Origin of the sequence: Haloplanus sp. C73 (genome assembly GCF_051195115.1) — an archaeon.
Taxonomy (GTDB): domain Archaea; phylum Halobacteriota; class Halobacteria; order Halobacteriales; family Haloferacaceae; genus Haloplanus.
This window is the reverse complement of sequence record NZ_JBNTJZ010000002.1, coordinates 100,285-124,956: the sequence shown is the minus strand read 5'-3', so window position 1 is coordinate 124,956 and position 24,672 is coordinate 100,285. Positions and strand designations below refer to the sequence as shown.

27 protein-coding genes are annotated in these 24,672 nt (G+C 66.3%); 21 read left to right on the top strand and 6 right to left on the bottom strand.

What is annotated here, in order from left to right; translation table 11 throughout:
• Positions 1–10: 10 nt before the first annotated feature.
• From ACQUSQ_RS04945 to ACQUSQ_RS04935, 3 genes are all read left to right on the top strand, one after another.
• The gene (locus ACQUSQ_RS04945; RefSeq protein ID WP_435067415.1) at positions 11–2,689 is read left to right on the top strand and encodes a right-handed parallel beta-helix repeat-containing protein; all 2,679 of its coding nucleotides are present in this window, start codon (positions 11–13) and stop codon (positions 2,687–2,689) included.
• A gap of 88 nt (positions 2,690–2,777) precedes the next feature.
• On the top strand, positions 2,778–3,827 hold the full coding sequence (locus ACQUSQ_RS04940; RefSeq protein ID WP_435067414.1) for a matrixin family metalloprotease: 1,050 nt from the start codon (positions 2,778–2,780) through the stop codon (positions 3,825–3,827).
• Positions 3,824–4,105, top strand: a complete 282-nt coding sequence (locus ACQUSQ_RS04935; RefSeq protein WP_435067413.1) for a hypothetical protein — start codon at positions 3,824–3,826, stop codon at positions 4,103–4,105. Before ACQUSQ_RS04940 ends, ACQUSQ_RS04935 begins: the two co-directional genes overlap by 4 nt.
• Before the next feature lie 41 nt (positions 4,106–4,146).
• Here the strand turns inward: ACQUSQ_RS04935 and ACQUSQ_RS04930 are convergent, their stop codons facing one another.
• Complete coding sequence (locus ACQUSQ_RS04930) at positions 4,147–4,671, bottom strand: OsmC-related (seleno)protein (RefSeq protein WP_435067412.1); 525 nt, start codon at positions 4,669–4,671, stop codon at positions 4,147–4,149.
• A 137-nt stretch (positions 4,672–4,808) separates the two neighbouring features.
• On the opposite strand from ACQUSQ_RS04930, the gene ACQUSQ_RS04925 reads away from it, so the two are divergent.
• Together ACQUSQ_RS04925 and ACQUSQ_RS04920 are read left to right on the top strand one after the other, a co-directional pair.
• Positions 4,809–5,615, top strand: a complete 807-nt coding sequence (locus ACQUSQ_RS04925; protein WP_435067411.1) for a MarR family transcriptional regulator — start codon at positions 4,809–4,811, stop codon at positions 5,613–5,615.
• A 40-nt stretch (positions 5,616–5,655) separates the two neighbouring features.
• Positions 5,656–6,888, top strand: coding sequence for an MBL fold metallo-hydrolase (locus ACQUSQ_RS04920; RefSeq protein ID WP_435067410.1), 1,233 nt, complete (start codon positions 5,656–5,658; stop codon positions 6,886–6,888).
• 6 nt (positions 6,889–6,894) lie between these two features.
• Here ACQUSQ_RS04920 and ACQUSQ_RS04915 read toward each other — a convergent pair whose 3' ends face one another.
• Positions 6,895–7,323 carry a CopG family ribbon-helix-helix protein gene (locus tag ACQUSQ_RS04915; RefSeq protein ID WP_435067409.1) on the bottom strand — a complete coding sequence of 143 codons (429 nt, stop codon included), beginning with the start codon at positions 7,321–7,323 and terminating at the stop codon, positions 6,895–6,897.
• 43 nt (positions 7,324–7,366) lie between these two features.
• On the bottom strand, positions 7,367–7,948 hold the full coding sequence (locus ACQUSQ_RS04910; RefSeq protein ID WP_435067408.1) for a cysteine hydrolase family protein: 582 nt from the start codon (positions 7,946–7,948) through the stop codon (positions 7,367–7,369).
• 86 nt (positions 7,949–8,034) lie between these two features.
• Here ACQUSQ_RS04910 and ACQUSQ_RS04905 point away from each other — a divergent pair, with 86 nt between their 5' ends.
• Positions 8,035–9,030, top strand: coding sequence for a radical SAM protein (locus tag ACQUSQ_RS04905; protein ID WP_435067407.1), 996 nt, complete (start codon positions 8,035–8,037; stop codon positions 9,028–9,030).
• 191 nt (positions 9,031–9,221) lie between these two features.
• Here the strand turns inward: ACQUSQ_RS04905 and ACQUSQ_RS04900 are convergent, their stop codons facing one another.
• Positions 9,222–9,473: a hypothetical protein gene (locus ACQUSQ_RS04900; protein ID WP_435067406.1), complete on the bottom strand. Its 252-nt coding sequence runs from the start codon at positions 9,471–9,473 to the stop codon at positions 9,222–9,224.
• A gap of 83 nt (positions 9,474–9,556) precedes the next feature.
• On the opposite strand from ACQUSQ_RS04900, the gene ACQUSQ_RS04895 reads away from it, so the two are divergent.
• The 13 genes from ACQUSQ_RS04895 to ACQUSQ_RS04835 all read left to right on the top strand — a co-directional run bounded on the left by ACQUSQ_RS04895 (position 9,557) and on the right by ACQUSQ_RS04835 (position 21,017).
• The gene (locus ACQUSQ_RS04895; RefSeq protein WP_435067405.1) at positions 9,557–9,784 is read left to right on the top strand and encodes a hypothetical protein; all 228 of its coding nucleotides are present in this window, start codon (positions 9,557–9,559) and stop codon (positions 9,782–9,784) included.
• Positions 9,785–9,860: 76 nt separating this feature from the next.
• The gene (ahaH, locus tag ACQUSQ_RS04890; RefSeq protein ID WP_435067404.1) at positions 9,861–10,193 is read left to right on the top strand and encodes an ATP synthase archaeal subunit H; all 333 of its coding nucleotides are present in this window, start codon (positions 9,861–9,863) and stop codon (positions 10,191–10,193) included.
• A complete protein-coding gene (locus ACQUSQ_RS04885) occupies positions 10,180–12,372 on the top strand; it encodes a V-type ATP synthase subunit I (protein ID WP_435067403.1) in 2,193 nt (730 codons plus the stop codon). Before ahaH ends, ACQUSQ_RS04885 begins: the two co-directional genes overlap by 14 nt.
• Before the next feature lie 167 nt (positions 12,373–12,539).
• A complete protein-coding gene (locus ACQUSQ_RS04880; protein WP_435067402.1) occupies positions 12,540–12,800 on the top strand; it encodes a F0F1 ATP synthase subunit C in 261 nt (86 codons plus the stop codon).
• Between the two features lie 19 nt (positions 12,801–12,819).
• Positions 12,820–13,401 carry a V-type ATP synthase subunit E gene (locus ACQUSQ_RS04875; RefSeq protein WP_435067401.1) on the top strand — a complete coding sequence of 194 codons (582 nt, stop codon included), beginning with the start codon at positions 12,820–12,822 and terminating at the stop codon, positions 13,399–13,401.
• Positions 13,398–14,447: a V-type ATP synthase subunit C gene (locus ACQUSQ_RS04870; RefSeq protein ID WP_435067400.1), complete on the top strand. Its 1,050-nt coding sequence runs from the start codon at positions 13,398–13,400 to the stop codon at positions 14,445–14,447. Before ACQUSQ_RS04875 ends, ACQUSQ_RS04870 begins: the two co-directional genes overlap by 4 nt.
• Complete coding sequence (locus ACQUSQ_RS04865) at positions 14,444–14,767, top strand: V-type ATP synthase subunit F (RefSeq protein WP_435067399.1); 324 nt, start codon at positions 14,444–14,446, stop codon at positions 14,765–14,767. The genes ACQUSQ_RS04870 and ACQUSQ_RS04865 overlap by 4 nt, the downstream gene beginning before the upstream one ends.
• Before the next feature lies 1 nt (position 14,768).
• Positions 14,769–16,538 (top strand): ATP synthase subunit A, encoded by a 1,770-nt coding sequence (locus ACQUSQ_RS04860; protein ID WP_435067398.1) that lies wholly within the window; start codon positions 14,769–14,771, stop codon positions 16,536–16,538.
• Between the two features lies 1 nt (position 16,539).
• Positions 16,540–17,949 (top strand): ATP synthase subunit B, encoded by a 1,410-nt coding sequence (locus tag ACQUSQ_RS04855; protein ID WP_435067397.1) that lies wholly within the window; start codon positions 16,540–16,542, stop codon positions 17,947–17,949.
• Positions 17,950–18,077: 128 nt separating this feature from the next.
• Positions 18,078–18,851, top strand: coding sequence for a lycopene cyclase domain-containing protein (locus ACQUSQ_RS04850; RefSeq protein WP_435067396.1), 774 nt, complete (start codon positions 18,078–18,080; stop codon positions 18,849–18,851).
• Entirely contained in the window at positions 18,852–19,910 is a 1,059-nt protein-coding gene (locus ACQUSQ_RS04845) for a Brp/Blh family beta-carotene 15,15'-dioxygenase (protein ID WP_435067395.1), read from the top strand.
• Positions 19,911–19,955: 45 nt separating this feature from the next.
• Positions 19,956–20,633 (top strand): V-type ATP synthase subunit D, encoded by a 678-nt coding sequence (locus tag ACQUSQ_RS04840; RefSeq protein ID WP_435067394.1) that lies wholly within the window; start codon positions 19,956–19,958, stop codon positions 20,631–20,633.
• Positions 20,634–21,017: a DUF6276 family protein gene (locus tag ACQUSQ_RS04835; RefSeq protein WP_435067393.1), complete on the top strand. Its 384-nt coding sequence runs from the start codon at positions 20,634–20,636 to the stop codon at positions 21,015–21,017.
• Here the strand turns inward: ACQUSQ_RS04835 and ACQUSQ_RS04830 are convergent.
• Together ACQUSQ_RS04830 and prf1 are read right to left on the bottom strand one after the other, a co-directional pair.
• Entirely contained in the window at positions 21,014–22,225 is a 1,212-nt protein-coding gene (locus tag ACQUSQ_RS04830) for a glycosyltransferase family 87 protein (RefSeq protein WP_435067392.1), read from the bottom strand. The two genes, ACQUSQ_RS04835 and ACQUSQ_RS04830, sit on opposite strands and share 4 nt — an antisense overlap.
• Before the next feature lie 40 nt (positions 22,226–22,265).
• Entirely contained in the window at positions 22,266–23,510 is a 1,245-nt protein-coding gene (gene prf1 / locus ACQUSQ_RS04825) for a peptide chain release factor aRF-1 (protein WP_435067391.1), read from the bottom strand.
• A 135-nt stretch (positions 23,511–23,645) separates the two neighbouring features.
• Here prf1 and ACQUSQ_RS04820 point away from each other — a divergent pair, with 135 nt between their 5' ends.
• A complete protein-coding gene (locus ACQUSQ_RS04820; protein WP_435067390.1) occupies positions 23,646–24,449 on the top strand; it encodes a P-loop NTPase in 804 nt (267 codons plus the stop codon).
• A 39-nt stretch (positions 24,450–24,488) separates the two neighbouring features.
• A complete protein-coding gene (locus ACQUSQ_RS04815) occupies positions 24,489–24,617 on the top strand; it encodes a hypothetical protein (RefSeq protein ID WP_435067389.1) in 129 nt (42 codons plus the stop codon).
• Positions 24,618–24,672: the final 55 nt, after the last annotated feature.

Sequence of the window (24,672 nt, the reverse complement as noted above, 5' to 3'; positions counted from 1 at the left end):
GTCGAGAACGATGACCACTCGTCTCGGGCGCTCTCTCGTCCTGCTAGTGGCGATGCTCGTTCTCGCGAGCGGGACGGTATCGGCGAGTCCGGGCGGGAACCCGCCGCCGACGGCGAATCCGGACGGGCTCACCGTCTCGCTGACCGACGGTGACGGCACCGCGAACGCGACGTATCGGGTCAACAGCACCACGGGGACGGTCAACGCCTCCTACGCCGGCGCCAAACCGGACGTGAACGTCTCCTACACGGAGAGCGCGAGGGCGATTCAGTTCGCGCTGGACAACGCGACCAGCGAGAACGATACGGTCGTTCTGGGTGGGGGAACGTTCGACGGGAACGTGACCGTCGACCAGCAATCTGGCGTCACCATCGCAGGCGGGAACAGTCGCTTACAGAACAGCGCGGGCTACCGGGTCAACGGTATCGAGATTCGGGTGTCGAACGTCACGATACGGAACCTCGTACTCGCGAACCACGCTGGCGGGACGTCGGGCGGAAAAGGCATCTACAACTACGACGATGGGCTGACGCTTCGAAACGTCAGACTCGCCAACAACGGCGCCGAGGGACTTCGGTCGCTGGGCACGACGACGGCAATCAACGTCACCGCAGTCGACAACGACGAAAACGGCCTCGAAGTATCCGGCGGACCCGGTTCGGAGCTCCGAGATATCACCGTGAAGCGGAACTCGAACGGGCTGAAACTCTATAGTTCGAGCAACACGCGCGTGACGGACGCGCGTATCGAGAACAACGACGGCAACGGAATAGAGACCAACTTCAACCAGAACGGCCTGACGTACACGAACGTCACGTCGACCGGAAACGGTGATTACGGCGCCGAACTCGTGCAGGGAGCGACGGTCACCGATAGCACGTTCGCGAACAACGGCAGGTCTGGAGTGAAACTCGGCGGCAAAGATGCGACGCTTCGAGACGTCGTCGCGAGAGACAACGCCCACGCTGGAGTGGACGTCACGACTATCGCTGGCGGCACCTACGGTATCGCGACGAACGCGACGCTTCGGAACGTCTCGGTGACGAACAACCGACGGGGAGTGTACGCCGTACCGGCAACCGGGCCGAATCTCACGCTACGAGGGGTTACCGCGACTGACAACGATGACATCGGCATCGACGTCACGCCACAGGAGTCCACCAGAGTCATCGACACCGTGACGAGCGGCAACGGCGACGTGGACCTGAACGTGAGCGCGGCGACGTCCTCGCTGCAGCCGACAGTCGGGTCGCTGAGCGGCACGAACGTCACCATCGGCGAAACGACGTTCGAGCGGTTCGAGATGCGAAACGTCTCGGTGGAGGGGAACGTTACGCCGCCGGCCCCCGCCGGTGAGGTAGAGACGGTCCGAGCCATCGGGAACGTGACTCGTCTCGATTCGGGTGCCTACGCCGACGTAACCGTCGCGTACGCGACCAGCGGCGCACTGGGGCTGAACGAGTCGGGGTTCGACGTCGGGCGCTACGACGATGCCGCCGACTCGTACGAGACGGCCACGAGCAGCGCCGACGCCAGCGAAAACACCGTCACTGCTAACATCACTAGCACCGGCCCGGCCGTGATACTCGGGCGGCCCGCGAGCGGCGAAGCCGGAGTCGTCATCGACGGGACGTCGACCGGCACCCTCGACATCGGTGGGACGGACATCGCCGACGCGCGCGTCGGATACACGACGGCACGAAGCGGGACGGTGACGGTCCAAGACCTGTCGTCGAACCCGTCGAGCGTGCCGAACGCCACGAGCGACGACGGCGTGCGCCGCGTGGCGTCGTACGTGGAGATTACGGCGCCGGAGCCGGCTGCCGGCTCGAACGCGACGGTAGAACTCACCGTCGACCGGGACCGACTCTCGAATCCGGACGAAACACACGTGTGGCGGTACGCGAACGGCTACGAGCGCCTCGCGACCAACGTGCAGAGCGTGACGGAGAGCACCGTGCGGCTGTCTTTCGACACGCCCGGGTTCTCCGTGTTCGTCATCGGAGAGCCAGTCGCGGAGCCGAGCGGTGACGAGAGCGCGCCCAGCGTCGACGACGACAGCGGCGGTGTCGGACGCAACATCCTCGTCACCGAGCGGTCCGTGACCCAATCGCTGTACGGCGGCACCGCGCGGCAGGCGACCGTCGAGTTCGAACAGCCGATAACCGGGGCCGTGACAATCGAATCGGCGGACGGACTCCCCTCCGACGCCTCGGTGTCCGACGGGCGTCGCATCGCGGCCGTCGAAATCACGGTGCCCGACGAGGCGAGTGGTCGGGCGGCGACTGTCGAAATTACGGTGCCGCGAACCGCCGTCGAAACCGCAGGTGTCGAGCCGGAAGCGCTTCACGTCGTCCGGTTCGGGGAGGCCGGCGACCGACAGCGACTCGACACCGACGTCGTCGCGTCCGACGACGAAACGTTCGTTGTCGCCGCGGAGACGGAGGGCTTCTCCACGTTCGCGGTGATTGCTCCGACCCAGACGGAGCGCCAGACGACTCAGCCGGCAGCGACCACGACGGCGACGGTCACACCGGAGCCGACGGCCACGCCAACTCCGGAGCCGGCGACGACGGCGATGGAGCCGACGGCGACGCAGGAACCGACCGACGGAAGCGGGTCCGGCTTCGGTGCGGTGGTCGCACTCGTCGCTCTCCTCGCCACCGTGGCGGCGATGCGGCGAGGGTGAGAGGTCATCGCCGAGACGGCGGGCGTCGCCCCACGCCGTGACTCGCATCCGGGGAACGGTTTTTCAATCCCCGCCCCGGAAGTGGGGTATGACGGTCCGCCCGGTCGTTCTCGTCTTCTTGGTACTTCTCGCGGGCTGTACGACGCCGCTCGACCCGACGGCGACGCCCGGTGCAGACACGACTGCCGCCGGGACGCCGACGGCCACCGCGACGCCGCCGACGGAGACGCGAGAGACGCGCTCGCCCAGCGCCGCGCCCGGAACGAACCCGTGGGGGAGCGACCCGGTGGTCGTCGCCGTCCGAAACGAGGGAAGTCGTGACCGCGACTTCGCGTCGCTCGTGCGGGAAGCGGCGGCGTTCTGGGAGGACCACGACGAGCAGTATCTCGGCTTCCCCGTCGAGTACGAGGTGCGGCCCGACGCCGAGAATCCGGACCTCGTCGTGGCCTTCGCGGATCGGGTGCCGGACTGTGGCGACGTTGCCGACGCGGTGGGGTGTGCGCCGCTGATAACCGACTCCCGGCAGATTGACCGCCCGGAGACGGCGTGGGTGAAGACCGGGCTCTCGAACGAGTCGACGGTGCTCGTGACGGAACACGAACTCGGGCACACGCTGGGACTGGGTCACGACGACGCCCCCCGCGAAGTGATGCAGGCGGCGTCGGTGCTGTACACCGAACCCCAGCCGAACGCGACGGAGCGGGCGTTCCCGTGGGACGACGCGGACTTCACCGTCCGAATCGACGCGGCGAACGCCTCCGACCCCGCCGGCGCCCGGACGCAGGTCGGCCACGCGCTCGATTACTACGAGGACGACCCGCCGGGGATGCCGGGCAACCTCAGCTTCGAGCGCACCGATGGCGACGCGGAGATACGGATTCGCTTCGGCGCGACGCCGACCTGTCGGGCGTCGAGCGGGTCCTGTATCAACACCTACGGCACCGACCCGGACGGCGACGGCGCCATCGAGACGTACAGTCGAGTCGAAATCACGCTCGTCGAACTGGACACCGAGGCGATAGGGTGGCACGTCGGCTACTGGCTGGCCTACGCGTTCGGCGCGGAGGAAGACGGCGAGAAGCCGCCGCCGTTCCGCGACGCGAGCGGTCAGGAGCGCCGGAGCGCGTGGTGGGCGTGACCCTACAACGAGAGCGACTCGACCGGGCGCTCGCCCGCGCCTTCGAGAGCGGTGAGGGCGAACGCCGCGCGGTGGTTCGGGCGGCGGGCGATTTGGCCGATAGCGGCCGTCTGGCCGCGGACCGCGGGACGCCGCTCACCGTCGAGACGGTGGTGACGGAACTGGCCGAGGCGCCGGACGGGTCGTCGCTCGTCGAGCGGTGGAACTGGTGGGTCGGGGCGCTGGCGGTGGCCTACGGCGACGCGTACACCCAGTTCGGCGTCCAGCGCCACAGCTAGAGCGGCGACGCGTACACCCAGTTCGGCGTCCAGCGCCACAGCTAGAGCGGCGACCCGTTCACGACTGTCGTGCCCGTCAGGTCGACGGCCGCCGAGAGCGTGCCGTGGACGTAACAGCAGGTTTCGGCGGCGTCGACGAGTTCGCGCACCGTCTCCCTGTCGGCGTCGGTTTCGAGCGTCGTCGTGTAGGCGATAGACTCGAAGTCCGCGGGGTCGTCGCGGAGGCCGAGGCCGCCCCGGCGGTCGATTTCGCTCTCGACATCGACCGAGAGCTCGTCGAGTTCGACGCCCATCCGAATGGCGTTGCGGACGTACTGCGCCTGCAGACAGAAGGCGAAGCCAGCGAGGAAATACCGGAGTGGGCGCGGTGCCGTCCCGGTGCCCCCGATTTTCGAGACGGGTTCGTCGGCGTCGAAGACGAAGCCGTCGGCGTGCGCTCGGGCGTGATAGTTGCGAATCGTCTCGGTCGCGACGCTCGGATGGCCGGGCTTGAGTTCGCGGGCGGTCCGGAGCCCCTCGATGCGGCGCGCGAGTCGGTCCTGAAGCGTCGTGTCGACGAGTGACATGGGCGAGGGTGGGCCGTCGGTCAGTTAGGGGTTGTGGGGCGGCGCGGGAGATAGCTCTGAAACTCTGGTTGTGATACTCGCGTGAGAACGACAACTCGACCCGAACTATATTGAACGCGCGGCGCGAAGCGTTGCCGATGGCAGAGCACGTCGACGAGGGGTCGGGCGTCCTGCAGAGCAAGCGCTCGGCGACGCGGTATCAGATTCTGGTGGCTATCGCGGAGCGACAGCCAGCGGTCAGCCAGCGAGAAATCGCGGACAAAATCGGCATCACGGCACAGGCGGTCAGCGATTACCTGCAGGACCTCGTCGAGGAGGGGTACGTCCGGAACCCCGGCCGGGGGCGCTACGAGGTCACGAAAGAGGGTGTCGACTGGCTCATCGGGCGGACGGACGAACTCCGGGAGTTCGTCACGCACGTCTCGGAGGACGTCGTCGGGCAGGTGGAGATAGAGACGGCCATCGCGACGGCGGCAATCGAGTCGGGCGAGAGCGTCTCGCTGGCGATGCGTAACGGCATCCTGCGGGCGACGCCGGGCGAATCGGGAAGCACCACCGCAGTCGCCGTCACCGACGCCGAGGCGGACGAAGACGTGGGCGTCACGGATTTCGAGGGCGTCCTCGACTACGAACTGGGCCGGGTGACCGCCATCTCGATACCCCGCGTGCAGGACGGCGGGAGCGACGCGGTGGCGCGGGAGACGATTACGGACCACGCCACGGCGGGTGACCTCGTGGCGACGGCAGGGACCGAAGCCTTCGTCGCCGCCCGGCGGGCGGGGCTCGACCCCGACGTGCGCTTCGGCACGCCGCAGGCGGTGAGCGAGGCGGCGGCGCGGGGCCTCGACGTCCTCCTCCTCGCGGTGGCGGACGAACTCTCGACGCATCTCGACCACCTCCGCGAGAGCACAATCAACTATCGGGTCGTCGACACGGCGGAGTAAATCGACGGACCCAAACCCGCGGACGGGGTAGGGCCGGCGAATGGAGCTACGACTGCTGGGCGGCGCGGAGGAAGTCGGCCGGAGCGCCCTCCTCGTCAACGACTCGCTACTTCTCGATTTCGGGATGCTGACCGACAACCCGCCGCAGTTTCCCGTCGAGACGCCCAGCCCCGACGCCGTCGTCGTCTCACACGGCCACCTTGACCACGTCGGGACGATTCCGGCCCTGCTCTCGGGGCGGAATCGCCCACCGATTCACTGGACGCCGCCGACGGCGGCGCTCGCGCGGACGCTCGCTCGCGACACCCTGAAACTGCACGGCGGAACGCTCCAGTGTCCCTTCACCGAGAACGACGTGAAGCGGATTGGCGAGGTGTCGGAAACCCACGGCTACCGGGAGTCGTTCACGGCCGCGGGCCACGAAGTCACCTTCTACGACGCGGGCCACATTCCCGGGAGCACGCACGTCCTCGTCGACGACGGCGACACGCGACTGCTCTACACCGGCGATTTCCACACCGACGACCAGCGACTGGTCGGGCGGACGACGGCCCGACCCGACGCCGACGTCGTCGTCTGCGAGAGCACGTACGCCGACGTGAGCCACGACGACCGGCAGGACGTCGAGGAGCGGTTCGTCGAGAGCGTCGAGCGCACCCTCTGGGAAGGGGGAACGGTCGTCGTGCCGGCGTTTGCCATCGGGCGGACACAGGAACTGATGCTCGTCTGTGCGGCCCACGACATCCCCTGTTACGTCGACGGGATGGGTATCGAAGTGACGAAGATGCTCAAGCGCAATCCCGAGTTCGTCCGGGACGCCGACGCCCTGCGGGCGGCGACGTCACACGCCCGGTTCGTGACGGGGCGTGACGGCCAGCGCAGTCGCATCACGGACCAGCGAGCGGCCATCATTACCACGAGCGGGATGCTCTCGGGCGGTCCCGCCATGACGTACATCCCGCAGATACGGGCGAATCCGACGAACAAAATCACGATGACCGGGTATCAGGTCGAAGGCACGCCGGGCCGGGACCTGTTGGAGACGGGGCGGGCCGACATCGGCGGGCGCGTGATGCCCGTCAGCGCACAGGTCGAGCAGTACGACTTCTCCGCACACGCCGACGGCAGCGGTATTCGGGATTTTCTTGACGCGTACGCGGGCGCGACGGTTCTGGTCAATCACGGCGACCGGTGTACGTGGTTCGCGGAGCAACTCCGCGCCGACGGTATCGAGGCGAGTGCGCCCGCCATCGGCGCGACGGTGACGGTGTGAGGGGCGTCACTCGGGGTTGGTGAAGGGACCGAACTCGTCGACGGGCATCACCGAGTAGTCGACGCTGAGGGTGTCCTGTGTCGCCCGAATCTTGCCGACGAACGTCGAGATGGTCTCTAACTGCCCTTCGAGAACGAACAGTTCCATGCAGTAGTGACTCCCGACGTGGCTGTGGAAGTTGGCGGCGACGAGGCCCTCGTAATCGTGGCGGAGGCCCATCATGCGCTCCTCGACGGCCGTCGTCTCGTAGTCGAAGATAACGGTGACGACGGCCATGAGGTCCCGGTCCTCGAGGCGCTTGTTCTCGAACTCGCCGAGCAGGTTCCGCGACGCCTCGCGGACGACTTCGCTCCGGCCAGTGTAGCCGTGTTCCTCGGCGAAGGCGTCGATTCGCTCGACCAACTCCTCGGGCATCGAGATACTGACGACGGTCATGTATTAACTCAGAGCCGCTCAGATATTAAGCGGTGCGGGACCGTCAGCAGGTCGGCAGAAAGTCGACGGCGTCGCGGGTGGTCGTCTCGCCGAACAGCCAGTCGGCGTGGTCGACGGCGTAGTCGTGGTGGTCCTCTTCGACGTAGCCGATGGCGTCGGTGACGAGAACGGGTCGGTAGTCGCGGAGGCCGGCGCTGCCGGCGGTGTGAAGGACACAGACGTTGGCGAGCGTGCCACAGATGAGCAGGTCGTCGATGCCGCGGGCGGAGAGCCACCCGTCGAGTTCCGTCTCGTGGAAGGCGTCGTACGTGTGTTTCTCGACGACGTGGTCGGTGGGGGCGACGTCGAGTTCGTCGACGAGTTGCGCCTCCCACGAGCCTTCGAGGACGTGTTCGCCCCAGCGCTCGAACTCGTCGTAGTAGTTGGTGTCCTCGAACTGGTCGGGCGGGTGGACGTCTCGGGTGTAGACGACGCGAACGCCGGCGTCGTGAGCGCGGTCGACGAGCGACGACACGTCGTGGACCGCGGCGCCGCTCGCGGGGGCGTAGAGACCCCCGTCGGGGTGACAGAACCCATTCTGCATATCGACGACGACCACGGCCGTGCTGTCGGGATCGTACGGCATGGAAAGGGGGTATGCGAGCGAGGCAAGTAAACCGTCGGTTCGGACCGACGGCTTTTCACGCCTCGGGGGCGACGTGTCGACAACGAATGATTTCGAAGGGCTGTGAACAGTGCGCCGAGGGCGGAAAGATGGTGCTGTTCGTCTACGGCTACTGCGACCAGCGTGACTGCTTTTACTGTCCGCTCGGGGAGAACCGCAAGAATGTCGACACCGTCTACGCCAACGAGCGCGAGGTAGAGAGCGACGAAGACGTACTGACGGAGGCGCGACGGATGGACGCGCTCGGCACCTCCATCACGGGGGGCGAGCCACAGGAGTCGCTCGACCGCACCTGTCACTACCTCTCGCTGTTGAAAGACGAGTTCGGCGAGGACCACCACACCCACCTCTACACCGGCATCACGGGCGGGCGCGAGAACATGCGTCGGCTGTCCGAGGCCGGACTGGACGAGATTCGCTTCCACCCGCCGCTGGAGCAGTGGGGCGACCTCCACGGCACCGAGTGGGAGGAGATTCTTCACATCGCGCGCGAGGAGGGCCTGACGCCGGCGTTCGAGATTCCGGGCATCCGCGCGGAACCGGAGTTCCTCGACTTCTTGGACGAGGGCGCCGCCGACTTCTGTAACATCAACGAGTTCGAGATGTCCGACGGGAACTACCGCCGGATGCAGGAGGAAGGGTTCGAACTCCGCGAGGGGCACATGAGCGCGGTCGATTCGCCCAAAGAGGAGATTCTGGATATCATGGGCGACCACGACAAGGTGTACTTCTGTACCTCGGTGTTCAAGGACGCGGCCCAGCACCGCCGCCGACTGAAGCGGATGGCGCGGAAGATTCGCCGGGAGTTCGACGAAGTGACCGACGACGGAACCCTCGTCTACGGCAAGACGTGGGTGACCGAAGAGCGCCTGCAGGAACTGGGCGTGCCGGAGGAGTACTACACGGTGAAATCTGACCACGTCGAACTCGCGTGGTGGCTACTGGAGGAGATGGTCGACGAGGGTGACCTCGGCGAGGGCGAAATCGTCGAGCAGTACCCGACGGTCGACGGGACTGTCGTGGAGCGGACGCCGCTGGCGTAGATTTTGGTCCAGCTTTTGCGAGGGGTGAGCATCGCGAACCCCCGAGTAAAAGGTGGGACTGGGACCGTCGTCGAGCGAACGCCGCTGGCGTAAGTTTTGGTCCAGCTTTTGCGAGGGGTGAGCATCGCGAACCCCCGAGTAAAAGGTGGGACCGTCGTGGAGCGAACGCCGTTGGCGTAGACGGGGTCTCCTTATTCTGTGTCCTGTCGCCGCACCGCCGCGAGCGCCGGCCGGACCTTGTCCGTGCCCATCAGGTAGGCGAAGTAGAAGGCCATCAGCCCCATGAACGCTATCCAGCCGCCGAGTTTGGCGTTGCCGGTCTGGAGGGTCGCGAGCGCGAGTCGCTCCAGATACAGTCCGGCGGCTGACAGGCCGAGGCCGCCGACCGCGAACGCGAGGAGTTCGAGGAACTGGGGGAGGAGTTCGAGCAGGGGTGTGTTCATATGGGCCGAGACGAAATCCCGGCTTGTCGCTCTTTCGGTCGAGCGGAACGCTCTTGCCACCGCGGTCCGGAGGGGCGGATACGATGGGACGATACGGTGATTTGGACTATCCGGCGCTGACGAAAGGCGGGACGCTGCTCGGTCTGGGGCTGTTTGCCCTCGGCGCCCTCGGCGAACTCGCCGCACACAGTCTCGGCCTCCAACTGCCAGCGTGGGAGATGACGCTGCTGTTCGACGCGGAAGTTCTCGGAGTGGCGCTCTTTTTGCTGTCGCCGCTCGTGTTCGGGGTCTTGCTTCCGCTGACGGAGTGAGACGCGGGTACGTCGGCCCGAGCCGTTCCGCAAACACCTTATAGGCTGATTGTGCAAGATTCCAGTGATCAGTAGTATGCCGAGACCAGAGGTTCTCGAACGAATCAAGGCGGCCGAGGCGGAAGCCGAAGAAATCGTCGCGGAGGCCGAGGCCGACCGGGAGGAGCGCATCTCGGAGGCGCGCGAGCGTGCTGACGAGATACGCTCCGAGGCCGAGACCGAGGCCGAGGAAATGGCCGAGCGCCGCCTCGACGAAGCCGAGGCAGAGATAGAGGCCGAGGCGACGGAGATTCGCGAGGAGGGTGAGGCTGCTCGCGAGGAACTCATCGCACAGGCCGAAGCGCGCGAGGACGAGGCAGTCGAATACGCCATCGAACAGTTCGAGGAGGCGGTGCATGCTCAGACCTGAGCAGATGAGCAAAGTCTCGGTGACGGGCTCGAAGTCGGTCATGGACGACGTCGTCGAGGCGGTCCATGACTCCAACTTGCTCCACGTCACCGAGTACGACGGGACCTGGGAGGGGTTCGACCAGGGCAGCCCGATTGATGGCGCCGAGGAAGCGTCCGAGAAACTGGTGACCGTCCGCTCCATCGAGAGCATCCTCGACGTCGACGACGAGGACGCAGGGCCGACGCGCATCGTTACCGACGACGCCCTCGAAGAGGAACTGGCGGAGATTCGCGAGCGAGTCACCGACCTCGAAGACCGCCGCGACGAGATTCGCGCGGAACTCACGGACATCGAGGAGAAAATCGGGGCGGTCGAGCCCTTTGCCACGCTCGGTATCGACCTCGACCTGCTCTCGGGCTACGACACCCTCGACGTCGTCGTGGGCGAGGGCAAGCGCGAAGAGGTCGAACGCGCCGTCGTCGACGCCGACGGCATCGACGCCGTCGAACTCTTCAGCGAAGACGACGTCATCGCGGTGGTCGCTCGGCCCGCCGAGACGGCCGACGACGACGTTCTCACCGACGCGCTGGTGGGCGTCGACTTCACGACGTTCGAGATTCCCGACGCCGACGCCTCGCCCGAGGAGTACGTCGCGGAGCTCGAACACCGGAAACAGCAGCTCGAATCGAAACGGGAGACCGTCGAGAACGAGCTCGAAGAGGTGAAAGTCGACGCCGCGGGCTTCCTGCTGGCCGCCGAGGAGCAACTCTCCATCGACGTCCAGAAGCGCGAGGCGCCGCTCTCTTTCGCGACGACCGACAACGCCTTCGTCGCCGAGGGGTGGATTCCGACCGAGCAGTACACGGAGTTCGCCGCGACGATTACGGACGCAGTCGGCGACCACGCCGAGGTCGAAGAACTCGAACGAGCGTCGTTCGACCACCACGGCGAGGAGTCGGTTCGCGAGGAACTGCCGGCCGACGCGAGCGGTGCCGAGGATGACGCGGTACGCGCCGACGGCGGAAGCTCCGTCGTGATGCGCGACGACTCGCCGCCAGTCATCCCGAGCAATCCGGGTGTCGTCAAGCCGTTCGAGGTGCTGACCGAAGCGGTCGGCCGACCGAAGTACGACGAGTTCGACCCGACGGTCATCCTCTTCATGACGTTCCCGGCGTTCTTCGGCTTCATGATTGGAGACCTGGGCTACGGGATACTCTACGCGCTGATTGGCTACGGTCTCTACACGAAGTTCGACAGCGAGGCGTTCAAGAGCATGGGTGGAATCACGATTTTCGCCGGGCTGTTCACGATGCTCTTTGGCATCCTGTACGGCGAAATCTTCGGACTCCACCTGATAGCGACGCACTTCTGGGAGGGCATGCTCGGCATGAGCCACCCGCCGATGGAGAAGGGCCTCTCGCCCGCCGGTATCGACTGGGCGCGTGGCTGGCTCGTCGTGAGCCTGCTGGTCGGTATCCTCCACCTCAACGTGGGCTGGATATTCGACTTCGTCGAGAACCTCGAACACGACATCAAACACGCCGTCTTCGAGAGCGCGTCGTGGCTCCTCATGCTCAACGGCATCTGGGTGTGGGTGTTCAGCGACGTCGTTCGCGGCACCGCACCGGAGTTCCTCTACACGACGTTCTCGTCGTCGGGCGTCATCCCGCTCGGCTTCGGCGGCTTCTCGGCTATCGTCGGCTGGGTCGGGTTCGGGCTGTTCGTGCTCGGTCTCGTCCTGCTGGTGCTCGGCGAGCCAATCGAAGTCGTCGAGTTCCTGAACGTGCTGGTGAACGTGCTGTCGTACACCCGAATCGCCGCCGTGTTGCTGGCGAAGGCGGGGATGGCCTTCACGGTCAACCTGCTGTTCTTCGGCGTGTACGTCACCGGCGAGGGGTCACACGCTGAGTTCCACTTCGGACTCGGCCACATGCCCCACGTCGGGGATATGGCACACGGCCACGAAGTGACCGAAATCATGTTCGGCGGGCTGGTCCACTCCGGCCCGGCGATGCTGGTCGTTGGCCTCCTCGTTCTCGTCCTCGGCCACGCGCTCGTCCTCGCACTCGGCGTGACGAGCGCCGGCCTGCAGGCGGTGCGTCTCGAGTACGTGGAGTTCTTCGGGAAGTTCTACGACGGCGGCGGGCGCGAGTACGAACCGTTCGGCTACGAGCGGACGTACACCACGGAAGACTAACCGGCCCCCGTCGTGGTACTCCGTCTCACTCGATGTGCGACGAGAGACGGGTCTCGGCACCGCATTCGGCAATTTTCGCGAATCGGTTTGGGAAGCTTTATGGTATTCGTAGAGGCAACTACGGGATGTTCGGAGACGACTAAACGGACTCCACACCACTACACACAATGTACGAAATCGCAACGCAGCTGGCATCCGTCGTACTGCAGACAGAAGGGGCAGCCGCACCGGCCATTCCGGCTCCGGCCGCCGCGGCACTCGCCGTCGGCCTGGCGGCCTTCGGCGCGGGCTATGCCGAGCGTGGCATCGGTTCCGCCGCCGTCGGCGCCGTCGCCGAGGATCAGGACCTGTTCGTTCAGGGTCTGATTCTGACGGTCATCCCCGAGACACTCGTGATCCTCGCGCTGGTCGTCGTGTTCCTGGTCTGAACACTCCTTCTCTCTCATCATGAGTTTAGAAACAGTCGCCGAGGACATTCGAGACGAAGCCCGCGCGCGTGCGGAGGAAATCCGCGAAGAGGGCCAAGAGCGCGCCGACGAGATACTCGCGGACGCCGAGGCCGACGCCGAGGAGATTCGCGAAGAGCGCGAGGCGGAAGTCGAGCGCGAAATCGAACAACGGCGTGAACAAGCCATCTCCAGCGCGAAGCTCGAAGCCAAGCAGGCACGGCTCGAGGCACGCCGCGACGCGCTCGAGGGGGTCCGCGACGACGTCGAGGCCACCATCGCGGACATCGACGGCGAACGCCGCCGCTCCCTGACCGAGGCGCTTCTCAGCGCCGCGGCCGAGGAGTTCGACGACGCGGAGTCGGTGTCCGTCTACGGGCGCGCGGACGACCAAGAACTGCTCGAAGACCTGCTCGAGGAGTACGACGGCTTCAGCTTCGCCGGGGAAGAAGACTGCCTCGGCGGCGTCGTCGTCGAGAGCGACGAGTCGCGAGTTCGAGTGAACAACACCTTCGACTCGCTCCTCGAGACGGTCTGGGAGGACAACTTGAAGGAACTGAGTAACCGACTGTTCGAGCAATGAGCGCGAGCAGCGGTACTTCGAATCCGGAGTACGTCACCGCCCGCGTGCGGTCGCGCCGGTCGGCGCTGTTCAGCGACGACGACTACCGGAAACTCGTCCGGATGGGCCCGTCCGAAATCGCCCGCTTCATGGAGGAGTCGGAGTACGAACGCGAGATAAACGCGCTCGGAGCGCGCTACTCGGGGGTCGACCTCATCGAGTTCGCGCTCAACCGGAATCTGGCGAAACACTTCAACGACCTGTTGCGGTGGGCCGACGGACGGCTCTACGACCTCATCGCCCGCTATCTCCGGAAATTCGACGCGTGGAACGTCAAGACGGTCATGCGTGGCATCTACGCCGACGCGGACCGCGACGACGTCGAGACGGACCTCATCCGAGCGGGCGAACTCTCCGAGCGCCGCATCGAGCGACTGCTCGACGCCGGCTCGATGGAAGAGGTCGTCGACCTGCTCGAAGGAACGATGTTCGCGGAGCCGCTCCGCGACGCGTTCGACGACTACGAGGAGGGCGGCGTGCTCGTTCCGCTGGAGAACGCGGTCGACCGCGTCTTCTACGAACAGCTCCTGTCGGGTCTTGCGGTCGACGAATCGACAGAAGTGTACCGCGAGTTCCTCGAAGCGGAAATCGACTTCCGCAACGCGCGGAACGCGCTCCGGCTGGCCCGGAGTGGCGCCGACATCGACCCCTCGGAGTACTACATCGAGGGCGGGTCGCTCTTCTCGGCGAGCGACCTGAGCACGCTGGCGTCGAACATCGACGAACTCGTCAGCGCCATTCGCGAGAGCGCGTACGGTGACGACCTGTCGGAGGCGCTCGACGAGTTCGAGCAGGCAGACAGCCTCATCTCGTTCGAGCGCGCACTCGACGCGGCGCTGCTCGAGTATTCGGAACAGCTCGGCTTCGTCCACCCACTGTCGGTGTCGCCGGTCATCTCCTACATCCTCGCCAAGGAGCGCGAGGTGGACAACATCCGCGCCATCGCCCGTGGTCGCGAGGCGGGGCTGTCCGAAGACGAAATCGAGGAGGAACTGGTGATTCTATGAGCCAGGAAATCGCAGTCATCGGGAGCCCGGATTTCACGACGGGGTTCCGACTCGCTGGCGTGCGGAAGTTCGAGAACGTACCGGACGAAGCAAAAGACGACGAACTCGACGACGCCGTCATGCGAACGCTCGACGACGACGACGTCGGCATCGTGGTGATGCACGACGAGGACATGGAGCATCTCTCCCGGAGCGCCCGGGAGGCCGTCGAGGGAAGCATCGAGCCGGTGCTTGTCACCCTCGGTGGCGGCGCCGGCAGCGGCGGCCTGCGCGAGCAAATCAAGCGAGCCATCGGAATCGACCTGATGGAGGAAGACTAACATGAGTCAGGCAGACACGACCGTCCGAGAGGACGGCATCATCGACAGCGTGAGTGGTCCGGTCGTGACCGCCGTCGATCTCGACGCCCGAATGAACGACGTCGTCTACGTGGGCGACGAAGGACTGATGGGCGAAGTTATCGAGATCGAGGGCAACGTTACGACCATTCAGGTGTACGAAGAGACCTCGGGGGTCGGTCCCGGCGAACCCGTCGAGAACACGGGCGACCCGCTGACGGTCGACCTCGGGCCGGGGCTGCTGGACAGTATCTACGACGGCGTCCAGCGCCCCCTCGACGTGCTCGAGAGCAAGATGAACAGCGCGTTCCTCGACCGCGGGGTCGACGCACCCGGCATCGACCTCGAGAAGGAGTGGGAGTTCGAACCCACCGTCGAGGAGGGCGACGAAGTCGGTCGCGGTGACGTCATCGGGACGGTCCCGGAGACGGTGACCATCGAGCACAAGGTGCTCGTGCCCCCGAACGCCCTCGAAGAGGACGAGACGGCGGAAGTCACGTCCATCGAGAGCGGCGAGTTCACCGTCGACGATACGGTCGCCGAACTCGAGACGGGCGAGGAGATTCGGATGCGTCAGGAGTGGCCGGTGCGTGAGGCACGCCCCGCCGGCGAGAAGCAGACGCCGACGGAGCCGCTGCTGACCGGTCAGCGCGTGCAGGACGGCCTGTTCCCCATCGCGAAGGGTGGGACGGCGGCGATTCCGGGGCCCTTTGGCTCCGGGAAGACCGTCACCCAGCAGCAACTCGCCAAGTGGTCCGACGCAGACATCGTCGTCTACATCGGCTGTGGCGAGCGTGGCAACGAGATGACCGAGGTCATCGAGGACTTCCCCGAACTGCCCGACCCGCAGACGGGGAACCCGCTGATGGCCCGGACGACGCTCATCGCCAACACGTCGAACATGCCCGTCGCGGCACGGGAATCCTGTGTCTACACGGGTATCACCATCGCGGAGTACTACCGCGACATGGGGTACGACGTGGCGCTGATGGCCGACTCCACCTCGCGGTGGGCGGAGGCCATGCGCGAAATCAGCTCGCGACTGGAGGAGATGCCCGGCGAGGAGGGCTACCCGGCCTACCTCGCGGCGCGACTCTCCCAGTTCTACGAGCGAGCAGGCTACTTCAACAACATCAACGGCACGGAAGGGTCGATTTCGGTCGTCGGCGCGGTCAGCCCGCCGGGCGGCGACTTCTCCGAGCCGGTGACCCAGAACACGCTCCGCATCGTGAAGTGCTTCTGGGCGCTCGACGCCGACTTGGCCGAGCGTCGGCACTTCCCCTCGATTAACTGGAACGAGTCGTACTCCCTCTATCGGGAGCAGCTCGACCCGTGGTTCGAGGACAACGTCGCGGAGGACTGGCCGGAGGTCCGCCAGTGGGCGGTCGACGTGCTCGACGAGGAGGGCGAACTCCAAGAAATCGTCCAGCTCGTCGGCAAGGACGCGCTGCCGGAGGACCAGCAGCTCACGCTCGAAGTCGCGCGGTACATCCGCGAAGCGTGGCTCCAGCAGAACGCGTTCCACGACGTCGACACCTACTGCGAACCCGACAAGACGTACCTCATCCTCACGACGATAAAGACGTTCAGCGACGAGGCGTTCGACGCGCTGGAGGCCGGTGTCCCGGTCGACGAGATTACGGACATCGAGGCCCTACCGCGTATCAACCGCATCGGCGTGCAGGAAGAGTACGAGGCGTACATGGACGAACTGAAAGACGACATCACGGAGCAGGTCCGGGAGCTGTACTGAGATGAAAGAGTACAAAACGATCACCGAGATAAGCGGTCCGCTCGTGTTCGCGGAGGTCGACAAACCCATCGGCTACGACGAGATGGTGGAAATCGAGACTGCCGACGGCGAGATTCGCCGCGGGCAGGTGCTCGAATCCGAAGACGGTCTCGTCGCCATCCAGGTGTTCGAGGGGACCTCCGGTATCGACAAGAACGCGTTCGTCCGCTTCCAAGGCGAGACGCTGAAGATGAAACTGACCGAGGACCTCCTCGGTCGCGTCCTCTCCGGGTCCGGTGAGCCGATTGACGACGGCCCGGCCATCGAACCCGAGGAGGAGCGAGACATCGTCGGCGCGGCAATCAACCCCTACTCCCGCGAGTACCCCGAGGAGTTCATCCAGACGGGCGTGTCGGCCATCGACGGCATGAACACGCTCGTCCGAGGACAGAAACTCCCAATCTTCTCCGGGTCGGGGCTGCCGCACAACGAGCTCGCGCTCCAGATTGCGCGACAGGCGAGCGTCCCCGAAGAGGAAGAGGGCGGCGACGACTCCGAGTTCGCCGTCATCTTCGGCGCGATGGGTATCACCGCCGAAGAGGCCAACGAGTTCATGGACGACTTCGAGCGCACCGGCGCGCTGGAACGCTCTGTCGTCTTCATGAACCTCGCGGACGACCCCGCAGTCGAGCGGACGGTCACGCCGCGGATGGCGCTCACCACGGCCGAGTACCTCGCGTTCGACAAGGATTACCACGTACTGGTTATCCTGACGGACATGACGAACTACTGCGAGGCGCTGCGCGAAATCGGCGCCGCGCGTGAAGAGGTGCCGGGTCGCCGTGGGTACCCCGGCTACATGTACACCGACTTGGCCCAGCTCTACGAGCGAGCCGGTCGGATTCAGGGTCGTGAGGGCTCGGTCACCCAGATTCCGATTCTCACGATGCCCGGTGACGACGACACCCACCCCATCCCCGACCTCACGGGGTACATCACCGAGGGGCAGATATACGTCGACCGTGACCTCAACAGTCAGGGCGTCCAGCCCCCGGTCAACGTGCTGCCGTCCCTGTCGCGCCTGATGGACGACGGTATCGGCGAGGGCCTCACCCGCGAGGACCACGCCGACGTCTCCGACCAGATGTACGCCGCGTACGCGGAAGGTGAGGACCTCCGTGACCTGGTGAACATCGTCGGTCGCGAGGCGCTGTCCGACCGCGACAACAAGTACCTCGACTTCGCCGACGCCTTCGAGAGCGACTTCGTCGACCAAGGCTTCGACACCAACCGCGACATCGGCGAGACGCTGGACATCGGTTGGGACCTCCTCTCGCAGCTTCCCAAAGAGGAGCTCAACCGAATCGACGAGGAACTCATCGCGGAGTACTACCGCGACGAAGTCACCGAAGAAGAAGCGACCGCCGACTGACGTCGGCTCCGACTTCGATTTTTGCCACCGCTCGATAGCCCCGCGTACCGCTGGCGTTCCCGCTCGTGATAGCGCGACCCAAGGAGCTATACGGTGACCCACCAAAGCACGCGCCGACTCACCCCATCATGACCGGGCCGACGTATCTCCAGTTCCACCTCGTCTTTCTCGCGCCCGCCGTCGCGCTCATGGCCGCGACGACCGTCGCCAGCCGCCCGTGGCGTCGGGTTCACGGTATCGACTGTGTGGGCGCCGACCGGTCGTACTGGGTCGGTGTCGCGGTCGTTACCCTCATCGCGCTGGCGTACACGACGCCGTGGGACAACTACCTCATCGCGACGGGGGTCTGGTCCTACGGCGAGGGCAGCACGCTCGCTCGGCTGGGCTACGCCCCGATAGAGGAGTACGCGTTCATCGTCGTCCAGCCGGTGCTGACGGCGCTCTGGCTCTCGCCACTCTCGCGACCGGCGTGGTCGACGCCGGCCCATCCACGGCGGTCACGGGCGGTGGCGACGGGGACGGCACTCGCGCTTGGCGCTGTCGGCTGGTGGCTGCTCTGGTCAGCCACGACCTTCTATCTCGGCGCCATTCTGGCGTGGGCGGCCCCGGTGCTGGCGCTCCAGTGGGCCGTCGGCGCGCCCCAACTCTGGGCGAACCGTCGTCTCGTCGCGCTCGGGACGCTCGTCCCCACGCTCTATCTGTGTATCGTCGACCGCGTCGCCATCGAGCACGGCATCTGGACGCTTTCGACCCGATACACGACCGGAGTCGAAATCGCGGGGCTACCGGTCGAGGAGGCGGTGTTTTTCCTCGCGACGAACCTCTTTGTCGTGCAGGGACTCGTGCTCTATCGGTGGGTGCTCGACCGGCGACGACCGACCGACGACGATTCGGACGCGTAGATGGCCGACAGAGGTCGAGCCGCGACGACGGCGGCGCTGATGCACGCGGTCGGCTGTCGGCCGGCGTGGCTCGTCGTCGCCCTGCTCACGGTGGGGTCGCTCGGCGTGACGGCGAGCGGCGTGACGCTCGACCTGCCCGTGTGGGCGCCGTATCTCCCGCTTGCGGCGAGTTTGCTCCTCTTCGGCCTGCCCCATGGCGCCGTCGACCACCTCGCGCCAGCCCGCGCCGCCGACCGCCCGGTGACGCGCCGGGGGATGGCCGCCGTCGGCGGCGGGTATCTCCTCCTCGGAGGAGCCTATGCCCTGCTCTGGGTGGTGGTCCCCGTCGCGTCGGCGGCGCTGTTCGTCGGCCTGACGTGGCTCCACTGGGGGCAGGGCGACCTGTACGCGTCGGACGCGCTGGGCGACGAACATCTCGATAGCGCGGGCGTGCGCGCGGGCACGGCGCTGGTTCGTGGCGGCCTGCCGATGCTCGTGCCGCTACTTCGCTATCCGGCGGAGTATCGCGAGGTGGTGGACGCGTGGGTGGCGCTGTTCGGCCGGGAGTTGCACGCGGCGTGGCTCTGGACGCCCGAGGTGCGTGCCGGGCTGGGCGTCGCGTTCGGGGTTCTGACCGTCGGCACGCTCGCGGCGAGCTATCGGGCGGACGGGGGGTGGCGACGCGACGCCGCGGAGACGGGGTTGCTGTGGATGTATTTCCTCGTCGTGCCACCGCTGGTCGCCGTCGGCGTCTACTTCTGTGTGTGGCACTCGCTCCGGCATATCGGCCGACTGCTGGCCATCGACGAGGGGGCGCGAACGGCGTTTCTCGACCGGGGGGTGCCGGCGGCGCTCGCGCGGACGGGCCGGGAAGCGGTGCCGCTGACTGTCGTCTCGCTCCTCGCTCTCGGCGGCGTGGGCGTCGCCGCCGGCGTCGGGGCTGAGCCACGCGTGTTGGTGGCGCTGTATCTCGTCTTCATCGCCGTGTTGACGCTTCCCCACGTCGCCGTCGTGACGTGGATGGACGTGGGAGAGCGGGCAGGTGTCGGGTGGTCGAACGACGGGGCGGACGGCTCGTGAGCGTAAAATAAAAGGTTAACAGGGTCGGTCCACAACGCTCCGGCAATGGCCGAGGACGTCAAACCCACGCGAAAGAACCTCATGGCGATAGAGGACCGTATCGAACTCTCCGAGCGCGGCCACGACACGCTCGAACAGAAGCGAGACGGTCTCATCATGGAGTTCATGGATATCCTGGATCAGGCTCAGGACATCCGCGCCGACCTCGACGAGAACTACCAGACCGCCCAGCGCAAAATCAACATGGCGCGAGCGATGGAGGGCGACGTGGCGGTTCGCGGCGCCGCCTCGGCGCTCAAGGAGCATCCGGAAATCACGACCCAGTCGAAAAACATCATGGGCGTGGTCGTTCCGCAAATCGAATCCTCCCGCGTCAAAAAGAGCCTCGACCAGCGTGGCTACGGGCTGCTCGGCTCGTCGGGCCGCATCGACGAGGCCGCAGACGCCTACGAGGAGCTTCTGGAGAGCATCATCCTCGCCGCCGAGGTGGAAACGGCGATGAAGAAGATGCTGACCGAAATCGAGACGACCAAGCGCCGTGTCAACGCCCTCGAGTTCAAACTCCTGCCCGACCTCCACGAGAACAAGGAGTACATCGAGCAGAAACTCGAAGAGCAGGAGCGCGAGGAGATATTCCGCCTGAAGAAAATCAAGGCCAAGAAAGAAGAGGAAGAGAAAGAGGAAGAGGAGGCCGAGGCGGAAGCCGTCCCGGCAGACGACTGAATGACGTGCTCGGCCTGTGGCGGGCGAACCGTCGCGTTCGCCGTCCCGGCCGAGCTTCGGCCACACGCGCCGGGCGAATTTGCGACCATCTGCACGCACTGTCTGCGAACGGGGGCTAGCGACGAGGCGCCGGCCGACCCATCCTTCGACGACATCCATCCGGCGTTTCCGAGCGGCGAGGCGGGCGGGGCGCTCGCGGTCGCACTCGGCCTGCTGGACTCGCTGGCCCTCCGCCGCACGGCCATCGACGACTGTTGTTCTTACGCGGAGCGCGCGGGTGCGGACGTCCTCCTGACCCTCGACCGACTGGTCGAGGCCGACGACGTCGAGCCACACGTCGACTTGTCGCGTCGCCGCCACCAGTTGGCCGAGATGCTGAATTAGTCGCGGCGAGCCTTCGCCACGAGCGAGATGGGCCCGCCAGCGGCGGCGACGCGAGCGAACGCGAGGCCGACGATGAGGAGGTTCCCGAAGAGCCCCGGCTGGAGCAACAGTTCGGGGTACCAGCCGGGTGCGAGCATCCCCGCTTCGCGAAGCCCGTAGGAGTGAACGTGCAGGAGGAGGAGGCCGACGACGGGAATTGCCGGGTAGCCGTCCGGACGGTCGAGTTCGGCGTCGACGAGGAGGACGACGGCCGGGAGCGCCGCGACGAAGTAGTAGGTGTAGGTGAGCGGTGCGAGCAGGGGAACGGCGGCGAAGCCGAGCGCCGTCGTCTCGCGGCGCGCCGCGGGCGCGGCCCGGAGGACGCCGACGACGATGGCGAGACTGGCGGCGACGCGAATCGCCAGCGAGTAGGGCACGTCGTAGAACGGGCGGTAGTACGGCGGGAGCCAGATGGTCGGCGAGCGAGCGCCGGTGCCCTCGCGAACCCCCCACGCGAGCACTTCGAGGAAGGTTCGGTGCGTGTCGACGCCGAAGACGGCGAGCGAGAGGGCAACGAGGGCGACGCCGCCGGCGACGGCGCCGAGGAAGCGCCGGCGATCCGCGAGCAGATGGGCTCCGGCGGGCGCGTAAGGGAGTTTGACGACGCCACAGCAGGCGGTGAGCGCGCCGCTCAGATAACCGCGCTCGCGGAACGACGCCGCGGCCGCGAAGGTGAGGAGGGCGCCGAGGGCGGCGGCGGTCTGGCCGAGCTTCATCGAGATAATCAGCGGGTGGAAGCCGACGAGCACCGGGAGCATTGCCAGCCGCTCCCACGGGCGGAGCGAGACGCCGAGTGCGGTCACGAGCCGTTGCATCGCCACCCAGAGGAGGAGGGCGGTACCGCCGACCCAGCAGAGGACGGCGACGCGGAAGGGGAGTTCGAGGATGAGGAGGATGAACGGGAGAAGCGCGACGGGCGGGTAGAGGTAACTGCCGTGGTAGCCGCCGTCCTCGTTTTGCACGTAGAGGGCGTCGCCGGCGGCCCAGCGCTCGACGGCGCCGCCGTAGGCGCCGAAGTCCCAGAACCCGAACCGGGGGGCGATGTCGAGCGCGCGGAGATACCAGTCGACGGCGGGGTAGGTGGCGAGCGCGGCGAGTGCGAGGAGGGAGACGGCGACGAAGACGGGTCGGTCGTCGCGGCGGGCGAGGAGCCGACGGAGGAGGGACATATCGAGGGGGTCGACGTCGACGACTGAAAAACTAGCTACTTTAGATGCCGGTAGAGTAGCGCAGGATGCCCGCGATGCCGCCGAAGGCGTCGTGAAGCTGTTCGCCTTTCTCGAAGTCGGTGCTGATGAACTTCGTCTCGGTGCCGCGCTGTTCGGCGATGGCTATCAGGTGCTCGATGACGTCTTCACGCTCCGTGACCTCGGCCTCACTCCCGTCGTCGCACTGGTGGTCGGGCGTGTCGTGACGGCGGTCGACAACCTCGAACTCCTCTTGGCCGTCGCAGTCGTAGACGACGACGTCCTTGCGGAGGTCCTCGCTGATGAGTAGTCGGTCGACAGAGCCCATGACGAGGTTGCGGCGGGTCTGCTCGAAGCCGTAGGTGGCGAGGTCACCGGTGTGGAGGTTCTCGAAGAACTCCTCCATCTGCACCTTGTCCTTCATCACCTCTTGGTCGGCGAGGACCTCCTGCGCGGCGTCGACGAGGTCGTAGAGCCCGGATTCGTCGGTGTAGGACACGTCGAACTTGCCGACGACGTGGTCCTGTAGTTCGTGGTGGAGGTAGTCGCCGTCGAGGAACTCGTCTTTGGTCGGCGAGGGACCGCCGACGAGGATGCCGTCGAGTTCGTGACGCTGGGCGACAAAGAGGTCGTTCGCCATCTCCGCGACTTCCTGATAGAAGTTGTCGATGGCTTCGAGGCGGAGGCGGGCGAATCGCTGGGCGGACTGGCCACCTTTTCGCTGCTTGCCGGGGACGAGCGACGAGGCGCTTTTGACGGGTTCGACGCGTTTGCCCTTGAGCCAGCCGACGTTCGCCTCGCGGCGGTCGAGAACTATCAGCCCGAACAGCCCCTTGTCCGACAGCATCTCCTCCAGCGGTTCGGTGAGGAAATCGGAGTCGCAGTGATAGCGGAAGGACTGGATGGGGTCGGGCGGGCTCTCGAGAACCTTCGTCACCATGTCCGTCTGGCCGCCGCCGGCGTCGACGGCGCCGCTGAAGATGACGATGCCGTTGTCCGGGGGGTAGGTGTCGTAGTAGCGGAGGCGGTCTTTGATGCTCGTGAGCGCGTCTTGGACGTTCGTCCGGGTCTGCTTGGACTTGATGTTGCTGGCCTCCGAGTGCTCTTGGGTGACGTGGGCGACGACGGAGGAAATCTGCTTGTCCGGCGGGATGTAGATAGTGACGAGTTGGGTGCCGGAGCCCTCGTACTCCTTCAGGTCCTCGATGACCTTCCGGAACTCGTATTTCCGACGGTCGTCGTCGGCGTCCTGCGTGTCGGTACTCATTGTCGATACTAGTCCGCTCGCGGCTAAGTAATCTTTGACTGGCACCGGGTCGCTCGTCGGGCTCTAGCCACGAGTCGGCGGTTCGCGGTCGGGGAGTAGAGTTATATGGCCATCGTCGGAGGTTTGTGACGAGCAATGGGACGGGTGTACGCAGTCGCCAGCGGGAAGGGCGGCGTCGGCAAGACCACGACGGTGGCGAACCTCGGCGCGGCGCTCGCGATGGGGGGCCACGAGACGGTCGTCGTGGACGCCGACCTCGGGATGGGGAATCTCGCGGGGGTGCTCGGCGTCGACGCCGACGCCGGACCCACGGTTCACGACGTTCTTTCGGGCCGCGCGACGGCGGCGGAGGCGACCCGCGACGGACCGGTCGGACTCTCGGTCCTCCCGGCCTCGGACGACCTCGACGACTTCGGCACCGCCAACCCGGCGAACCTGTCGACGCTACTCGATAGCCTCGACGCCGAGACGGTGCTCGTCGACACGTCGGCGGGGCTGAGCCACGACAGCGTCGAACCGCTCCGGGTCGCGGACGAAGTCCTTCTCGTGACGACGGCGGAGGCGGGCGCGCTCGGCGACACGGCCAAGACCCGCGACGTGACCGACCGGTTCGAGACGGCCGTCGCGGGCGCCGTCGTGACGCGGGTCGACGCCGACGCGAGCGACGAGGCAGCGCGCACGGTCACGGACCGACTCGGGGTGCCGGTTCGGGGGACGATTCCGGACGACGACGCCGTGAAGGCGGCCGCAGAGGCCGGCCAGCCGCTGGTCGTCGCGGCACCCGACGCGCCGGCGACGCGGGCGTACCGACGGCTCGCGGCCGACATCGTGGACGACGAGTCGCTGGCGCCGCTGGCGGAAGACGAGTCGGATGGAGAGGCCACGGAGACGGCCGACGAACCGAAGCGAACGGGGTTCCTCCGCTGGCTCCTGCCCTGAACGGGAAGTTCTTTGGGGCCGCCGCGACACGGACAGGGTATGGCAGAGTCGAACGCGGTCCCGCTGTGGTGGATACTGGCGTTTCTGGTGCTCGCACTCGGGCTGGGTGCGCTGACGGTGGCGGCGGTCGGTGGCTCGCTCGTCGTCGGTGTGGCCCTGCCGGCGTAGGCGGCGAAACCATCACGATTTTGTTACGCATACCACATTCGATATCCTTATGGGT

Bases quoted from the DNA above. Each gene is read 5' to 3' on its own strand.
- ACQUSQ_RS04865 (WP_435067399.1), top strand. From the start codon at position 14,444: ATGAGCCAGGAAATCGCAGTCATCGGGAGCCCGGATTTCACGACGGGG.
- ACQUSQ_RS04875 (WP_435067401.1), top strand. From the start codon at position 12,820: ATGAGTTTAGAAACAGTCGCCGAGGACATTCGAGACGAAGCCCGCGCG.
- prf1 (WP_435067391.1), bottom strand. From the start codon at position 23,510: ATGAGTACCGACACGCAGGACGCCGACGACGACCGTCGGAAATACGAG.
- ACQUSQ_RS04850 (WP_435067396.1), top strand. From the start codon at position 18,078: ATGACCGGGCCGACGTATCTCCAGTTCCACCTCGTCTTTCTCGCGCCC.
- ACQUSQ_RS04815 (WP_435067389.1), top strand. From the start codon at position 24,489: ATGGCAGAGTCGAACGCGGTCCCGCTGTGGTGGATACTGGCGTTTCTG.
- ACQUSQ_RS04860 (WP_435067398.1), top strand. From the start codon at position 14,769: ATGAGTCAGGCAGACACGACCGTCCGAGAGGACGGCATCATCGACAGC.
- ACQUSQ_RS04940 (WP_435067414.1), top strand. From the start codon at position 2,778: ATGACGGTCCGCCCGGTCGTTCTCGTCTTCTTGGTACTTCTCGCGGGC.
- ACQUSQ_RS04905 (WP_435067407.1), top strand. From the start codon at position 8,035: ATGATTTCGAAGGGCTGTGAACAGTGCGCCGAGGGCGGAAAGATGGTG.
- ACQUSQ_RS04925 (WP_435067411.1), top strand. From the start codon at position 4,809: ATGGCAGAGCACGTCGACGAGGGGTCGGGCGTCCTGCAGAGCAAGCGC.
- ACQUSQ_RS04915 (WP_435067409.1), bottom strand. From the start codon at position 7,323: ATGACCGTCGTCAGTATCTCGATGCCCGAGGAGTTGGTCGAGCGAATC.
- ACQUSQ_RS04945 (WP_435067415.1), top strand. From the start codon at position 11: ATGACCACTCGTCTCGGGCGCTCTCTCGTCCTGCTAGTGGCGATGCTC.
- ACQUSQ_RS04840 (WP_435067394.1), top strand. From the start codon at position 19,956: ATGGCCGAGGACGTCAAACCCACGCGAAAGAACCTCATGGCGATAGAG.
- ACQUSQ_RS04895 (WP_435067405.1), top strand. From the start codon at position 9,557: ATGGGACGATACGGTGATTTGGACTATCCGGCGCTGACGAAAGGCGGG.
- ACQUSQ_RS04910 (WP_435067408.1), bottom strand. From the start codon at position 7,948: ATGCCGTACGATCCCGACAGCACGGCCGTGGTCGTCGTCGATATGCAG.
- ahaH (WP_435067404.1), top strand. From the start codon at position 9,861: ATGCCGAGACCAGAGGTTCTCGAACGAATCAAGGCGGCCGAGGCGGAA.
- ACQUSQ_RS04880 (WP_435067402.1), top strand. From the start codon at position 12,540: ATGTACGAAATCGCAACGCAGCTGGCATCCGTCGTACTGCAGACAGAA.
- ACQUSQ_RS04835 (WP_435067393.1), top strand. From the start codon at position 20,634: ATGACGTGCTCGGCCTGTGGCGGGCGAACCGTCGCGTTCGCCGTCCCG.
- ACQUSQ_RS04820 (WP_435067390.1), top strand. From the start codon at position 23,646: ATGGGACGGGTGTACGCAGTCGCCAGCGGGAAGGGCGGCGTCGGCAAG.
- ACQUSQ_RS04920 (WP_435067410.1), top strand. From the start codon at position 5,656: ATGGAGCTACGACTGCTGGGCGGCGCGGAGGAAGTCGGCCGGAGCGCC.
- ACQUSQ_RS04900 (WP_435067406.1), bottom strand. From the start codon at position 9,473: ATGAACACACCCCTGCTCGAACTCCTCCCCCAGTTCCTCGAACTCCTC.
- ACQUSQ_RS04855 (WP_435067397.1), top strand. From the start codon at position 16,540: ATGAAAGAGTACAAAACGATCACCGAGATAAGCGGTCCGCTCGTGTTC.
- ACQUSQ_RS04885 (WP_435067403.1), top strand. From the start codon at position 10,180: ATGCTCAGACCTGAGCAGATGAGCAAAGTCTCGGTGACGGGCTCGAAG.
- ACQUSQ_RS04870 (WP_435067400.1), top strand. From the start codon at position 13,398: ATGAGCGCGAGCAGCGGTACTTCGAATCCGGAGTACGTCACCGCCCGC.
- ACQUSQ_RS04930 (WP_435067412.1), bottom strand. From the start codon at position 4,671: ATGTCACTCGTCGACACGACGCTTCAGGACCGACTCGCGCGCCGCATC.
- ACQUSQ_RS04830 (WP_435067392.1), bottom strand. From the start codon at position 22,225: ATGTCCCTCCTCCGTCGGCTCCTCGCCCGCCGCGACGACCGACCCGTC.
- ACQUSQ_RS04845 (WP_435067395.1), top strand. From the start codon at position 18,852: ATGGCCGACAGAGGTCGAGCCGCGACGACGGCGGCGCTGATGCACGCG.